Genomic DNA, 14836 nt, shown 5'->3' with positions numbered 1-14836 from the left:
GGACGCGGCTGTGGTGGACCCGGCGGCGGTGAGCAGGGTCACAGGCTGCGGCCGTTCCGGGAGAAGTGCTGGTAGTCGGGATTGCTCCAGCGGCCGCCCCACTGCCAGCCGATGGCCCGCATGGCGCTGTGGACGACATCGCCGGGCTGGATCATCCCCGGCACGGTCTGCGCGCGGTTCAGGAACGGCGCGGCGCTGCTGGGGTGGACCTGGCCGTTGATGTCGACATAGGGATTCTCGACGGTGTTGATGTCGATGGCGTCGCCGTAGGAGTGCTGCGATTGCGTGCTGGGGTCCCCGGTGACCTCGCGGCAGTTGAAGGCCGAGGTGTTGTCGGCTTTCATCGCGGCCTCGTCATCGCCGTGGAAGTCGGCCATCACCTGCATCCGGGCGATGGGGAAACGGGCGGCGAAGACCTTGGTGAAGACTTCCAGCACCGGATCGACGACGTTCTTGTGGACGATCAGTTCACCGGGATGGGTCGCTCCGTCGAAGCCCCAGTAGTTCATCCGGATCAGCCGCAGATCGTCCGGTCCCACCGGGCAGCCGGCGCGGTAGGTGTCGAGCAGCTTGGCCGCGGGGACGGCTTCGACGGTGGCGCTGAGCGCCAGTGGATCGGCGGTGAAGGCGGCGGAGCCGCCGGGGTGCGGCGCGGACGCCGCCGCTGGGGACCAGGTGCCGAGCACCACGGCGGTCAGGGCCAGGATCCCGAACCGACGGGCCGTGCTGCGAGCGGGACGCATGCTTTCTCCCTTGACGACCGCACCGGGCTGTCCTCATGGCGCGGAATCAGGAACCGGAGTGGAACCGGCGCGGATGGTGGACCGGCGCGTCGCCGTGCGGCCGCGGACAGCGCGAGCGCACGCTGAAGAGGTACCAGGGCAGGCGGCGGGCAATCCGCTGCGGCGGCCGGCTCGCCCGTGCGGCTCATGCCGCCGGGCCGCGGCGACCTGAATGGCGCAGCGCCGGGCGGGCGGCCGGCCGGTCCGCGTCGGCTCCGGCCCGGTGGCCTGCGCGCCTCGGCGCACTCCTGTTGGCCGGTGGGAGCCGGACGCCGGACGGCGATGTGCGGGGCGGTACGCCTGGTGGTGGGCGCCGCCCTCCCCGGCGGTCACTCAGCGCGGTCCGATGAACACCGTGGTCCGGCCGGTTCTGTAGATCCACTTGCCGTGCGCGGCGCGCGGGTGTGCTCTGGAGTGAGACAGCGGAAGGGGTTCCGTCATGGCCTACGCAACGGTGCCGGCACGGCACCATGGCTCACTCGGGTGGACGCTGCCCGCCACGCTGGGTGTGGTCTACGGCTTCTACGCGGCATTCGTGCAGCGGGCGGGCGGTGCGGTCACCGGCGGTCAGGTGGTGCTCGGAGTCGTCGCGGGCGTGGCCGTCGCCGCGGTGTGCATGCTGCTCGGCCGAGTGCAGCACGCCCTGCCGCGCGAGCTGCGCGCCGCGGCCTACGGAACGCTGACCGGCTGCGCCCTGGGCTTCCTGTACAGCCTGTCGCACGCGAGCATCCTCAAGTCCACGGGCATGGGAATCGTGTTCGGAGGGGCGGCGCTGGCCGCCTCGTTCTTCATCTTCTACACCAGGGAGACCTGACGCCCGGCGCGCGGGCAACCGCGCACAGCCAGCCGGCGCTCGGCGCGCCGGCTGCGCGCGTGACGTCCGGTGGGTCGGGCGTGGTCAGTCGGTCCTGACCGGGCCCGCGGATGTCTCGCCGGAGCCGCGGATGATGAAGCGGGTCAGCAGGATCACCGAGCGCGGCGCAGACCGGTCGCCCGCTATCCGGGAGAACAGCAGGTTCGCCGCCGTCCCGCCGAGGGCGACCGGGTCCTGGCTCACCACGGTGAGCGGCGGGCTCAGCCGTTCGGCCAGCGGGAAATCGTCGAAGCCGACGATCGCGATCTGGTCGAACAGGCTGCCCTCGGCCTGGCCGAGGCCGTCCATGACGCCGATGGTGATCAGGTCGTTGCTGGTGAACAGCGCGGTCGGCGGCTGACGCAGGGCCCGGAGTTCCGCCAGCGCCGCGGCCGCGTCGGGCCTGGAGCGCAGCTCGTGCCGGACCAGCTCGGGATCCTCCAGCACGCCCCGGGCCGCCAGAGCTTCGAGATAGCCGGCGTAGCGCTCGCGCTGGGTCCAGATGCCGAACCGGTCGCCGAGATACGCGATCCGGGTGTGTCCGTGGTCGAGCAGGTGGGTGACCGCCCGGTTCGCCCCGGCCCGGTTGTCCACGGTGACGGTGTCGACCGCCAGGCCCTTGGCCGGGCGGTCGACACAGACGACTCGGGTGCCGCCCTCCATGGGCTGCTTGAGGAAGCCATGACTGCCGATGGTCGGGACGAGGATCAGTCCGTCGACCTGCCGCGCGCAGAACGCCGCGACGACTTCCTGCTCCCGGCGCGGCTCGTCGTTGGTGCTGCCGACCAGGACCAGATAGCCGCGCCGGTGCGCCTCGTCCTCCACGGACCGTGCCATCAGGGCGTAGAACGGGTTCGCCAGGTCGTCCACCACCAGGCCGATGGTGGAGGTGCCCAGGTTCTTCTGCCGCAGGTTTCGGGCGTTGTCATTGCGCTGGTACCCCAGCCGCCGTACCGCCTGCTCGACCCGGGCCGTGGTGTCCGGGGACACGGCTGATTCGCCGGAGATGACGCGGGAGACCGTCATGGGACTCACTCCCGCGGCGCGGGCCACGTCCTTCATCGTCGGGCGCTTCACGGGGCTCCTCATCGACGGGATCCGGTGCGTTGACGGGATCCGACGCATAGTTGATGGCCGGCGGACCCGCCCGCACTCCCCGCGTGCGGTCCGGGCGCCGAGGGCGCCAACGTTACCCACCCACGCCGCCGGAGCCAGGGGCGGGACCAGGTGAATTGCCTGGTCCCGCCCCTGGCTCCGGCGGTCAGCAGGCCGACTTGTAGAAGTACTTGCTGACGTTCGGGTCGGCCATGTTCTGCTTCGTGATGGCGACCATCGGAGTGCCGATCTGTGCGGTCGCCTTCTTGCCCTGGATCGCGGCCAGCGCCTGGTCGACGCCCTGGGTGCCGATACCGCCCGGATCCTGCGCGACCAGGACGTCCAGGGTGCCGTTCTTGAGTGCCGTGATCTCGTCGGGTTCGGCGTCGAACGCGGCGACCTTGACCTTGCCCTGCTTGCCCGCGGCCTGCAGCCCGGTGGACACGCCCTGGGCGGTGTTGGTGTTGCCGGCGAAGACGCCGCCGAGGTCGGGGTGCGCGGCGAGGGTCGCCTGGATCTGCGACGCGGCCGTGGCCGGCAGGTCGTTGTCGTACAGCACGGGGAGCAGGGTGATCGCCGGATGGCTGGCCTGCATCTCCTCGGTGAAGCCCTTGATCCGGGCATCGGTGGTGGAGACACCGGGCTTGACGCTGATCACGATGGCCGAGCCCTTGTCGCCCATCAGCTGGGCGAGTGCCTTCGCCGCCGAGCGGCCGCCGGCCTCGTTGTCGGAGGAGATCCGGGAGACGCCGACCGAGGTGTCGGTGACCGAGGTGTCCACCAGGACGACCTTGGTGCCCGCGCCCTGGATCTGCTGGAGCGACGGCGTCAGCGCGGTGCTGTCCACCGGGGATATGAGCAGGCCGTCCGGACGGGTCGCGGCGACCGAGTCGATGATCGGCCGCTGCACGGCGACGTCCCACTGTGCCGAGCCGTCGGTCTTGAGGTTGACGCCGACCTTCGTGGCCTCCGCCTGCGCGGCGCACGCCATGGTGATGTAGAACGGGTCGCTCTTGACGCCGGTGATCAGCTCGATGGTCTTCTTGCCGGAGCCGGATGACCCGTTCCCGTCACTGCTGCTGCTGCAGCCGGCGGCGCCGGCCAGCACGGCCAGCACGGCGCAGCATCCGGCGATCTTCATGGCTCTGTGCATGGCGGAGATCCTTCTGTGAGGGTTCGGCCCAGGGGGAACGTGATGACGGAACGGTGCGGTGCGCGGGGGGCTGTCCGGAACGTCAGCCGCGGTCGCGGCTGCGCCTGCGGAACTGGTCGAGGTAGACGGCGAGGACCAGGACGACGCCGATGGCGACGTCCTGCCAGTACTGCTGGACGCCGATGATGATCAGGCCGGTGGTGAGGACCGCCGGGATGAAGACACCGATCACCGTGCCGAGCACCGAACCGCGCCCGCCGAAGAGGCTGGCGCCGCCGAGGACGACCGCGGTGATGACCTTGAGGTTGTCGGTGGAGTGGCCGGCGATGGAGGTGGTGCCGAAGTAGGCCAGCCACATCACGCTGCCGAGCCCTGACAGGAGGCCGGCCAGTGCGTAGACCAGGATGAGATGCCGGTCCACCGCGATGCCGACCCGGCGCGCGCCTTCCGCGTTGGAGCCGATCGCGTAGGTGTAGCGGCCGAACCGGGTGTAGGCGAGTACCAGTCCGAACAGCACGGTGGTGGCGAAGGCGATGACCACCAGCCAGGGGATCTGGCCGAAGAGTTTGCCGAAGCCGATGCTGTGCTGCAGTTTGCCCGACACGGCCCCGGTGAGGTCCTGGCCGCCGGTGATGATCTGGGCGAGGCCCAGTGCCGCGCCGAAGCCGCCGAGGGTGACGATCAGTGGCGGCACCTTGGCCTTGGCGACCAGCAGTCCCTGGATGCCGCCCCACACCAGGCCGGTGGCCAGGGCGATCAGGGCGCTGACCGCGATGGTGCCCCAGCCGGATTCGGCGCCGCCGTGGTGGAGGGTGTATTCGCCGGACAGGACGGCGGCCAGTACGAGGACCGATCCGACGGACAGGTCGATGCCGGCCACGATGATGACGAAGGTCATGCCGACGCCGAGCACCAGATAGATCGCGGCGTTGGTGGCTATCTGGGTGATGTCGTACGTGGTCAGGAAGGTGCCCGGCGCGGCGATGGTGAAGAAGGCGACGAGGATGGCCAGGACCCCGAACGTCCAGGCCTCGTTGACCGCGGCGAGCCGTTTCGCCCACTCCGGTAGCGCGATCCGCGGCCGGTCGCGCGCGGGGGAGTCGTCGTTCACGCGCACCGTCTCCTCGGCCTCTGTCTCCTCGGCCATGGTCTTCCCGGCCGCTGTCTCCTCGGTCCCCGTCTTCCCTGCCCCCGCCATGTCCGGCTTCATGAGCCGCCGCCGTTCGCCGAAGGGTCCAGTGCCCCGGTCATGGCGCCGACCAATTCCTCGACCGACGTCTGCGCGGCGGTGAAGCGGGCCACCCGGCGGCCCAGCCGCAGCACTTCGACGCGGTCGGCCACGGAGAGCACCTCGGGCATGTTGTGGCTGATCAGGACGACCGCGATGCCGCGGTCCCGGACGCGCCGGATGGTGTCGAGTACGCGTCCGCGCTGCACCACGCCGAGTGCGGCGGTGGGTTCGTCCATGAAGATGATCCGGTTGGCGAAGGCGACCGCCCTGGCCACCGCGACCGACTGGCGCTGGCCGCCCGACAGGGAGGCGACGGGGACACCCACATCCTGCAGATCGACGCCGAGTTCGGCGAAGGCGGCGACCGCGGACCGGCGCATCGCCGCCCGGTCGAGCACATGGAGCCGTCCGAGCAGCCCGCCCCGGTACAGCTCCCGGCCCAGGTGGAGGTTGGCCGCCGCGTCCAGGTCAGGAGCGAGCGCGAGGTCCTGGTAGACGGTCTCGATGCCGTACCGCCGGGCGTCCAGCGGACTTCTCAGCCGCACCGGCGCACCGTCCACCAGGATCTGCCCGCCGTCCGGCCTGATGGTGCCGGACAGGGTCTTGACCAGACTGCTCTTACCGGCGCCGTTGTCACCGATGAGGGCGACGACTTCGCCGGGCCAGGCGGTGAAATCGGCGCCCTGGAGCGCCTGGACATGGCCGAAGTGTTTGGTCACTCCCCGCGCTTCCAGGAGTGGTTCTGCCATCGAGACGCCTCCAAGCATCCTGGTAACGTTCTCAGCGATTCCCGGATTGTGGGGGTGGCCTGAGGCCCTGTCAATACTCCGCACATACCTTCGTTTTAACTGAACAGGTCAGGGTAAATCCACGATCCGCGTGTATGCGGGCACTCTTGACAAGGAATCAGGGACACGTCAAGAATCCAGTCTCGATTGATAACGTTCACATGCACTTCGAGCATCCCCCGTGCCTTCAGGACGCTGGCCCCACGGCGAGCGGCCCCCCGCGACAAGGTGGTTCTCCGTGCTTCGATCGCATTCCGCCCGGCGCCGTGGTGCCCCAGGCGCACACCTTCCCCCGGGCCGTGACCGGTCCACCCCGCTGCTGCGACTCGGCGTGGCGTTATCCTGTCTGCTGCTGACCGCCGTCGGCGCGGTCGCTGCCGCCTCGCCCCAGGCGCATGCCGCCGTGTCGAACCCCACGCAGTACGTCGACCCGTTCGTCGGTACCGACGACAGCACCGCGCCCAACCCGGTGCCGGGCGGCGCCGGCGGCAGCACCTACCCGGGTGCCGTGGTCCCCTTCGGCGGTGTTCAGCTGAGCCCGGACACCCCGACCGCGTCCCCGTCCGGCTACCGCTCCTCGGACACCTCCGTCGAGTCCTTCAGCGCCACCCACTTCGACGGCGCGGGGTGCTCGAACAACGAGGATCTCCCGATCCTCCCGGTCACCGGCGCGCTGGGCTCCTCGCCCGGCACCAACTGGACCAGCTACGCGTCCGGCTACACCAAGGCGAACGAGTCCGCCGCACCCGGCTACTACAAGACCCGGCTGGACACGTACTCCACCGATGTCGAGCTGACCGCGACCACCCGCACGGGCATGGGCAAGCTCGTCTACCCCTCCTCCATCACTTCCCGGCTGCTGATCAACACCAGTCGCAGCGCGACCGGCAACCGCGCCGGTTCGGTTCAGGTCAACGGCTCGGAGGTCACCGGCAGCGTCACCGCCGGCGGGTTCTGCGGCTCGTCGAAGACCTACCAGATCTTCTTCGACATCCGCTTCGACAAGGCTCCCACCGGCTTCGGCACCTGGACCGGCGGGACCGTGACCGCCGGCTCGGCGAGCGCGAACGGCACCAACACCGGCGCCTACGTCACCTTCGACACCAGCGCCGACCAGAACGTCCAGTTCAAGGTCGGCCTGTCCTACGTCAGTGTCGCCAACGCGCAGCGGAACATCACCACGGAGAACGCGGGCTGGGACTTCGGCGCCGTCCGCACCGCGGCGGACACCGCCTGGAACCAGATCCTGAACCGGGTCCAGATCTCCAGCGGCGGCGCGACCGAGCTGAAGAAGTTCTACACCGCGCTCTACCACGTGTTCCAGAGCCCGAACATCTCCAGTGACGTCAACGGCGACTACCGCGGCTTCGACGGAGCGGTGCACAACTCCGCCCACCCGGTCTACCAGAACTACTCCGGCTGGGACATCTACCGCTCCTGGGCGGCCCTCATCGGGCTGATCGCTCCCGCCGAGGCGAGTGATATCGCCAAGTCGATGGTCCTGGACGGCCAGCAGGGCGGTCTGCTGCCCAAATGGTCGCAGCAGACCAACGAGGACTTCGTGATGACCGGTGACCCAGGACCCATCATCGTGGGCAGCATGTACGCGTTCGGCGCACGCGACTTCGACACCGCCGCCGCGCTGACGCTGATGGAGAAGTCCTCCAGCGGCGGCACCACGCAGGGCAGCGCGATCCGCAGCCGGCAGTCCACGTACACCAATCTTCACTACATCAACGGCGACCCGTCGGACTCGCTGGAGTACTCGGCGTCGGACTTCGCCATGGCGCAGTTCGCCAGGTCGCTCGGCAACACGGCCAGTTACAACACTCACATGACCCGCGCCCAGTGGTGGCGGAACACGTTCAACGCCGAATCCGCCTACATCCACCCGCGCAACACCGACGGCAGCTGGCCGTGGCCGCTCGACCCGGCCAGCCAGTCCACTTTCACCGAGGGCAACGCGGCCCAGTACACCTGGATGGTCACCTACGACTTCGCCGACCTGATCAACTCGATGGGCGGCCGGCAGACCGCGGTACAGCGGCTGGACCACCACTTCACCGAGGTCAACGCGGGACAGAGCCGGCCTTACTACTACATCGGCAACGAGCCGGAGCACGGAGTGCCGTGGGCGTACGACTTCGCCCGGCACCCGTCCGGCGCCTCGGACGCCGTGCGCAAGGTGATGACCGACTCGTTCACCACCGGTCCCGGCGGGCTGCCCGGCAACGACGACCTGGGCGCGACCTCCGCCTGGTACGTCTGGGCGGCGCTCGGCATGTACCCGGCCACCCCCGGCGCCGACACGCTCGCCGTGCACGGGCCCACCTTCCCCTCGATCACGATCCAGCGGGCCGCCGGGGACATCACCATCAACTCCTCGGGTTCCGGCAACTACGTCCAGGGTCTGAGTGTCAACGGGACTGCCACCAACCACAGTTACCTGCGCTATCCCGACGTGGCCGGCGGCGGGACGCTGTCCTACACGATGGGCGGGTCGCCCAGCGCCACCTGGGGCACCGGGGCCACCGACGCACCTCCGTCCTTCCAGGACGGCGGCACTTCGGTTCCGGCCGCTCCCGAACTGGGCGCCAACCTCGCCCAGGGCAAGCCGGTGACCTCCGGCTCGACTCCCTGCGCGGCGGCGGAGTCGGCGGACAAGGCCGTCGACGGCACGCTGAAGAACAACAGCAAGTGGTGCACGAACTCGGCGAGCCCGGCGATGCAGGTCGACCTCGGGTCCACGCAGACGGTGTCCTCGTTCGTCGTCAAGCACGCCGGACTGGGCGGTGAGAACACCGCCTGGAACACCGGGGCCTACCAGATCCAGACCAGCACCGACGGTACGACCTGGTCCACCGCGGCGACCGTCACCGGCTCGCGCTCCAGCCGGACGTACAACGCCATCGCCGCCCGGTCGGCCCGCTACGTCAAGCTCGCCGTCACCACACCCGGCAACACCGGGGCCACCGCCGTGCGGATCTATGAACTGGAGGTCTATGGCGGGGGTGGCGGCGGACAGACCAATCTGGCGCTGAACCGGCCCGCCACCGGGTCGGCCTCCTGCAACAGCAGCGAGACGCCGGACAAGGCGGTCAATGGCAGCGTCTCCGGCGGCAACACCGACAAATGGTGCTCGCTCGCCTCCGGTACCAAGACCCTGCAGGTCGACCTCGGCGGCTCGCACGCGCTCAGCTCGATCACCGTGCGCCACGCCGGCGCCGGCGGGGAGTCGGCCGGCTGGGACACCAAGGACTTCGACCTGCTCGTCTCCACTGACGGCAGTAGTTGGACCCCGGTGGCCCAGGTACGCGGCAACACCACCGACGTCACCGACAACACCCTGACCGCCACCGCCCGCTACGCCCGTCTCGACGTCATCACTCCCACCCAGAACACCGACGCCGCCGCCCGTATCTACGAGTTCGAGGTGTACGGCACCTGACCGCACCGCACCGCACCGCGGTGCCCGGCCCGTCGTTCGTCGTGCGGGTCTCAGATCATCGCCGGCGTTGCGCCGGCGCCCGGCTCCGGCGGCGCGTCACTTCGAACGTCTTCGAAGGGATTGCCGCCCTCTGCTGCCTCCAAGAGGCTGGATGCCGCCGACCGGTACGGCAGTTCCGGACAACGACCGGCAGCCGGTCGGCCGGCGGGGGGACCAACACGGGGGTGTGGTCCGTGAAGGTGCCGGCCGAGGAGTGGGGTGCCTATGACTGCTCCGGGCGGGCGATCAAGCGGCACCGGATGGAGGTCCGGACGCGTTCGGGTTCCGCGAGTGCACGCAGGACGACCAGGTCCAGCTCGCGCAGTGGTTGGCGGCCGAGCTGTGCCCGGTGGAGCTCAACCGGGACCGGCTGGCTGAGGCGGTGGTAGCGCGGTGCCGCAAGGATCGTCTGGAGCCCCCAGCGCCCGCGAAGGTGACGCGGCTGGTCGCCTCGGCGGTGAACACCTTCGAGGAGGGGTTCTGCGCGACGACGGTGGGGCGGTTGTCTGCGGCCTCTCGGTCCCGGCTGGATGATCTGGTCGCCGAGGACGACGGGGATGAGGGCAGCGTGGGCGGGGGCCGGATGTTCTTCACCGAACTGAAGGCGGACCCCGGCGCGCTGGGCCTGGACAGTCTGCTGACGGAGGTGAACAAGCTGCAGCGGGTACGCCAGCTGGAGCTGCCGCCGGAGTTGTTCGGGGAGTTCTCGGAGAAGCTGGTGTCGGCGTGGCGGGCGCGGGCGGCGAAGGAGTATCCGTCTGACCTGGTGGCCGCGCCGGCTGCGGTGCGGTACACGCTGCTGGCGGCGTTGTGCCATGTGCGCGAGACCGAGATCACCGACTCGCTGGTGGACCTTTTCATCCAGCTGGTGCAGAAGATCAACACGCGGGCGGAGAAGAAGGTCGAGGGCGAGTTCGTCAAGGAGCTGAAGAAGGTCCGCGGCAAGGAGGCGATGATGCTGCGGGTTGTGGAAGCGGCCCTGGCCGAGCCGTCCGGCACGGTCCGCAAGGTGATCTACCCGGTGGTCGGCGGGGAGAAGACACTCAAGGCGCTGGCGGCGGAGGCCGCGGCGAACGAGGCCAAGTACCAGGCGCGCATCCGCACCGTGCTGCGGTCCTCGTACTCTGCGCACTGGCGCCGGATGCTCTCGCGGCTGCTGTCGGCCTGGGAGCTGAAGAGCAACAACACCGCCTACCGGCCGGTGATGGACGCGATCGACCTGCTCAAGCGCTACCTGGACCAGCCGATCAAGGACGGGGCGTTCTTCGACGCGGCGGAGAAGGTGCCGCTGGAGGGGGTGGTGCCCGAGCAGTGGCGGGCCGCGGTGGTGGACGACAAGGGCCGGGTCGAGCGCATCCCCTACGAGCTGTGCGTGCTGGTCAGCCTGCGGGACGCGCTGCGGCGCCGCGAGATCTGGGTGGCTCGGTGGCCTCCAGGGAGGCGGTCCCACGCGATGTCCTGCGGCGCCGCCTGCTGCTGGTGCTGTTCGCGCTGGGTACCAACATGGGCATCAAGCGGGTGGTGGCCACCGGCAAGCACGGCGAGTCCGAGGCGGTTCTCCGGCGGATCCGGCACCTGTTCGTGAACCGGACCAACATGAGGTCCGCGCTGATCAAGCTCGTCAACAACACCTTCGCCGCCAGGGACGAGGGCTGGTGGGGCGGCGGGACCGCGTGCGCCTCCGACAGCCGCAAATTCGGCGCCTGGTCCAGCAACTTCATGACCGAGTGGCACCAGCGCTACCGGGGACCCGGCGTGATGATCTATTGGCACGTAGAGCGCAAGTCGGTGTGCATCTACTCCCAGCTCAAGCACTGCTCGGCCTCCGAGGTTGCCTCGATGATCGAGGGCGTGCTGCGGCACTGCACCGACATGGAGGTCGACCGGCAGTACACCGACACCCACGGCGCTTCCATCGTCGGGTTCGCGTTCGCGCACATGCTCGGCTTCAACCTGCTCCCGCGATTGAAGAACGTCGGGTCGGCCCGGCTGTACCGCCCAGCCGCCGGCGAGGACGAGCAGTGGCCGCAACTGGGCCCGGTGCTGTCCACCAAGACGATCGACTGGGAGCTCATCCGCCAGCAGTACGACCAGATCGCCAAATACACCACCGCCCTTCGCCTGGGCACCGCGGAGGCCGAACAGGTCCTGCGCCGGTTCACCCGCGGCGGCCCCAAGCACCCCACCTACCGGGCCATCGAAGAGCTGGGGCGGGCCGTGCGCACGGCCTTCATCTGCGACTACCTCGCCGACGCCGACCTGCGCCGGGAGATCGGCGAGGGCCTGCAGGTCGTCGATAACTGGAACAGTGCGAACCACGACCTGTTCTACGGCAAGGACGGCGAACTGACCGGCAAGGACCCGGCAACGGGCTGATGGTCGCCGTCGACGCCCACACCGACTTCCACCGATTCAACCGGGCCGGATGGAGCCACCCACTGCTGGCCGGCGCCATCGACCTCGGCGGATGTCCAGTGCTCGGTCTTGGTTGGGACCATGGGGACCACTCCATGCGCCACCGCGGAGAGCGGGCTTACGGGCAGGTCTACCCCGTCACCCTCGAAGCCCGCGCAGCGAGGCGGTACTGCGCTGGACCATCCCGCCGTACGACCCTGACCGGTAAACCGCACCCGGGCTGGAGGGGTGCCGGAAGAACCCGGTTGAGCTGGACGGTTCAGCCCGGCACACTCGCCCGATGAGCCACAGCACGCAGCCGGGCCGCTGGGACGGGCCCTGGTACCGGGACCTGCACTGACGGCGTCTCATTTAGGGTGTCCGGTGATCTGTACGGTGAGCGGGGGCTTACCGTACGCTCCGGGCATGAGCGAACGCATCGGCTACGCGAGATGCAGTCTGGACAAGCAGGACCTCACCGCCCAGCGCGAGATCCTGCTCAGCCTGGACGTCCCCGAGGACCGGATCTACCTGGACCACGGACTGACGGGGACCAACCGCGACCGGCCCGGCCTGGCCCAGGCCCTCGCTGCCGTACGCGCCGGCGACACCCTCGTCGTCCCCAAGCTCGACCGCCTCGCCCGCTCGGTACCCGACGCCCGCGACATCGGCGACTCGCTCACCGCCCGCGGCGTCAAACTCTCGCTCGGCGGCACCCTTTACGACCCCGCCGATCCGATGGGCAAGATGTTCTTCAACATCCTTGCGACCTTCGCCGAGTTCGAGGTCGACCTGCTGCGCATGCGCACCCGCGAAGGCATGGCGGTCGCACGGGCCAAGGGCAAACTCAGAGGCAAGCAGCCCAAGCTCACCTCCCGCCAGCAGACTCATCTGGTCCAACAGCACCAGTCCGGCGAGCACACCATCGCCGACCTTGCCGAGCTCTTCTCCGTCAGCCGCGCCACGGTGTACCGCGTTCTTGAACGCCACCAGACCCCGGCAGCAGTGCCTTCGACCTCCGGCGGGCAGTGACGTGCTGCCCTACGTCTACCAGGTCACCAAGTACGACCCTGCCGACCGCGATCAGCACGGCCACTACGCGGGTGCCGAGCCCGCGACCAGTGACCACGGACCGGTCGAAGCCGCCTACCTGCAGGCCATCGCCGCCTTCGCCGAAGAGACCGGCGTCGACCAGTTGGCCATCCGCGAGCCGCAGATCGGCGGCTTCGCCACCTTCGGCCTGGAACCGCCGGTCGACGGCTACGGCCTAGCCGACCTCTTCCCAGCTGGCCTCACCGGGTTCCACGACGGTGCCCTGGTACCGATGGCCGCCGGCCTGGAACTCGTCCGGGCCATGCTCCGCGACAACGGCGCCTGGTGCCGTCTGGAGGCGGAGGGAGTGTTCACCGTGCACGTCGGCTGGGACCAATACCTGTACGTCGGCAGCAGCCGCCCCTGCGAAGCAGCCCTCGCCCGCACCCGCTCGCTCGGACTGTTCCCGGAACGCCTGGACGCATCGCCGTACGACTTCGCCCCCGACGACCCACTGCGCGTACAGCGCCCGGCCGACGCCGACTTTTGGGCCCGCCTGCACTGGGCGGTCAGCGCCTTCCGCGCCACGTTCCTGGAGGAGAACTACGCTGCGAACGCCTCCCGCTGGCACCGCCTCACCCGCGACAATGTCGAGGCAGTGCGCTCCCAGTTGACCCCTCGCGCACAGCTGGCGGTCTGGCCGGACCTGCTCACCGACGTCGACGCGGCCATGGGCTCTCTGCCTGAGGAGGGCCTTGTGGAAGTCCTCTGGGAGGACGAGGACGGGCGGATCAGCAGCTTGGTCGTGGACGAGACCCAATTCGAGGCAGTGACCCCCCAGATCACCAGCGCACGTGCTGCCGGCGTCGTATCCCTGGCTACCGATGAGCGACACCCCCTATTCACCGCTGTGCTACCGGACAGCGATGGGGTTCTCCGCGCACGCTGGCAGACCGAGCCGACGCCCAGCGACCGGGACTGGGCGTTCCTGAAAACCCTGCGGCGCGGCCAGTTCGTCACCGGCACGGTAACGACCATCGCCAGCTTCGGTGTCACCTTCGTGGACATCGGCGGCTTCACCGCAATGATTAACATTCCGGAGCTGTCCTGGCGTCCGATCAACCACCCGTCTCACGTCGTCAGCGTCGGCCAGAAGATCACAGCTGAGGTCCTCGACGTCGACATGATCTGGGAACGGGTACCGCTGTCGCTCCGAGTAGTGCAGGAAGACCCGTGGCCGCAGGTAGCGCAGAGAATCGGGCAGGTGGTCACCGGACCGGTCACCAAGATCGTGCCGTTCGGAGTCTTCGTCCGCATCGAAGACCGAGAGGACGGCTTCGAGGGGCTCGTGCACACCAGCGAGCTGGATGAATCGCCCGGAGTCGTTGTCGAGGTCGGCGACGCTCTTACCGTGAAGATCATCGATGTCGATCTGGCACGGCGTCGCATTGCCTTGTCGCAGACGCGGGCCCGTACAACCCGCCAAAAGGGAGACCGTCATTCCTGACGAGACGGCTGCCCAGGCGCGCAAGGAGCGGGAGTCCAGGTCCGGTGCAGAGCCAGATGAGTTGGCCCTGTACATGGCCTCGTTGTCTCATCCTGAGGCAACCGTCCGAAGGACCGCTGTGGGCGGCATCCAGTCGCACGGGGCAGGAGACTTCCGGGCCGTGACCGCTCTGCTTCCCCTCCTCCACGACCCCGACGTCCGGACCGGGAGTCGGGCTCGGTACGTCCTGACCTCCTGGGGGCCGTCCATCGTGCCGTTGCTGCAGGAGATCCGCCGCGCGGGGCCCGGGTGGCTGCGTGCTGCAGCCCTGACTGTGCTCGCAGAGATCGTCGGCGAGGACGGCCTGTCCGCCAGGGACCGGGCAGCCGTCGAACGTTTGATCCGTATCCAATGCCGTTAGGTTAAGAGTTCGGGTGGGGTGGTATGAGCGTGGGGGTGCGGGGTGGTGTGGGAGCTTGCCGGTCGTCGGGTTTCTTGATGCGGTAGCGGGAGATGATGCGTTTGATGGCGCGTG

Annotated in this window: 12 protein-coding genes; 7 read left to right on the top strand and 5 right to left on the bottom strand. The window is 69.1% G+C overall.

Translation table 11 applies throughout. The features are described 5' to 3' along the window. Positions 1 to 38: 38 nt before the first annotated feature. Complete coding sequence (locus tag QMK24_RS18790) at positions 39 to 743, bottom strand: M15 family metallopeptidase (protein WP_283467372.1); 705 nt, start codon at positions 741 to 743, stop codon at positions 39 to 41. A 478-nt stretch (positions 744 to 1221) separates the two neighbouring features. Here QMK24_RS18790 and QMK24_RS18785 point away from each other — a divergent pair, with 478 nt between their 5' ends. Then, complete coding sequence (locus QMK24_RS18785; RefSeq protein ID WP_283467371.1) at positions 1222 to 1596, top strand: hypothetical protein; 375 nt, start codon at positions 1222 to 1224, stop codon at positions 1594 to 1596. 84 nt (positions 1597 to 1680) lie between these two features. On the opposite strand, the gene QMK24_RS18780 is transcribed toward QMK24_RS18785, so the two are convergent. The 4 genes from QMK24_RS18780 to QMK24_RS18765 form a co-directional block, all read right to left on the bottom strand. After that, positions 1681 to 2712 (bottom strand): LacI family DNA-binding transcriptional regulator, encoded by a 1032-nt coding sequence (locus QMK24_RS18780; RefSeq protein WP_283467369.1) that lies wholly within the window; start codon positions 2710 to 2712, stop codon positions 1681 to 1683. Between the two features lie 184 nt (positions 2713 to 2896). After that, on the bottom strand, positions 2897 to 3883 hold the full coding sequence (locus QMK24_RS18775; protein ID WP_283467367.1) for an ABC transporter substrate-binding protein: 987 nt from the start codon (positions 3881 to 3883) through the stop codon (positions 2897 to 2899). Positions 3884 to 3965: 82 nt separating this feature from the next. Further along, complete coding sequence (locus QMK24_RS18770; protein ID WP_283467365.1) at positions 3966 to 5081, bottom strand: ABC transporter permease; 1116 nt, start codon at positions 5079 to 5081, stop codon at positions 3966 to 3968. A gap of 8 nt (positions 5082 to 5089) precedes the next feature. After that, the gene (locus tag QMK24_RS18765; protein ID WP_283467364.1) at positions 5090 to 5863 is read right to left on the bottom strand and encodes an ATP-binding cassette domain-containing protein; all 774 of its coding nucleotides are present in this window, start codon (positions 5861 to 5863) and stop codon (positions 5090 to 5092) included. A gap of 277 nt (positions 5864 to 6140) precedes the next feature. Between QMK24_RS18765 and QMK24_RS18760 the strand changes: the two genes are divergently transcribed. The 6 genes from QMK24_RS18760 to QMK24_RS18735 all read left to right on the top strand — a co-directional run bounded on the left by QMK24_RS18760 (position 6141) and on the right by QMK24_RS18735 (position 14722). Next, the gene (locus QMK24_RS18760; RefSeq protein ID WP_283467363.1) at positions 6141 to 9350 is read left to right on the top strand and encodes a GH92 family glycosyl hydrolase; all 3210 of its coding nucleotides are present in this window, start codon (positions 6141 to 6143) and stop codon (positions 9348 to 9350) included. Positions 9351 to 9738: 388 nt separating this feature from the next. Then, on the top strand, positions 9739 to 10974 hold the full coding sequence (locus tag QMK24_RS18755) for a hypothetical protein (protein WP_283467362.1): 1236 nt from the start codon (positions 9739 to 9741) through the stop codon (positions 10972 to 10974). Next, entirely contained in the window at positions 10869 to 11765 is an 897-nt protein-coding gene (locus QMK24_RS18750) for a Tn3 family transposase (RefSeq protein WP_283467360.1), read from the top strand. The genes QMK24_RS18755 and QMK24_RS18750 overlap by 106 nt, the downstream gene beginning before the upstream one ends. A 444-nt stretch (positions 11766 to 12209) precedes the next feature. Continuing rightward, a complete protein-coding gene (locus QMK24_RS18745; RefSeq protein ID WP_283467359.1) occupies positions 12210 to 12815 on the top strand; it encodes a recombinase family protein in 606 nt (201 codons plus the stop codon). Then, positions 12763 to 14322: a S1 RNA-binding domain-containing protein gene (locus QMK24_RS18740; protein ID WP_349307813.1), complete on the top strand. Its 1560-nt coding sequence runs from the start codon at positions 12763 to 12765 to the stop codon at positions 14320 to 14322. Before QMK24_RS18745 ends, QMK24_RS18740 begins: the two co-directional genes overlap by 53 nt. Before the next feature lie 160 nt (positions 14323 to 14482). Continuing rightward, a complete protein-coding gene (locus tag QMK24_RS18735; protein ID WP_283467357.1) occupies positions 14483 to 14722 on the top strand; it encodes a hypothetical protein in 240 nt (79 codons plus the stop codon). Positions 14723 to 14836 lie beyond the last annotated feature (114 nt).

It is taken from the genome of Streptomyces sp. PH10-H1 (assembly GCF_030063355.1).
Taxonomy (GTDB): domain Bacteria; phylum Actinomycetota; class Actinomycetes; order Streptomycetales; family Streptomycetaceae; genus Actinacidiphila.
Note: the sequence above shows the minus strand (reverse complement) of the source record. Positions and strands in the feature narration are given on the sequence as shown.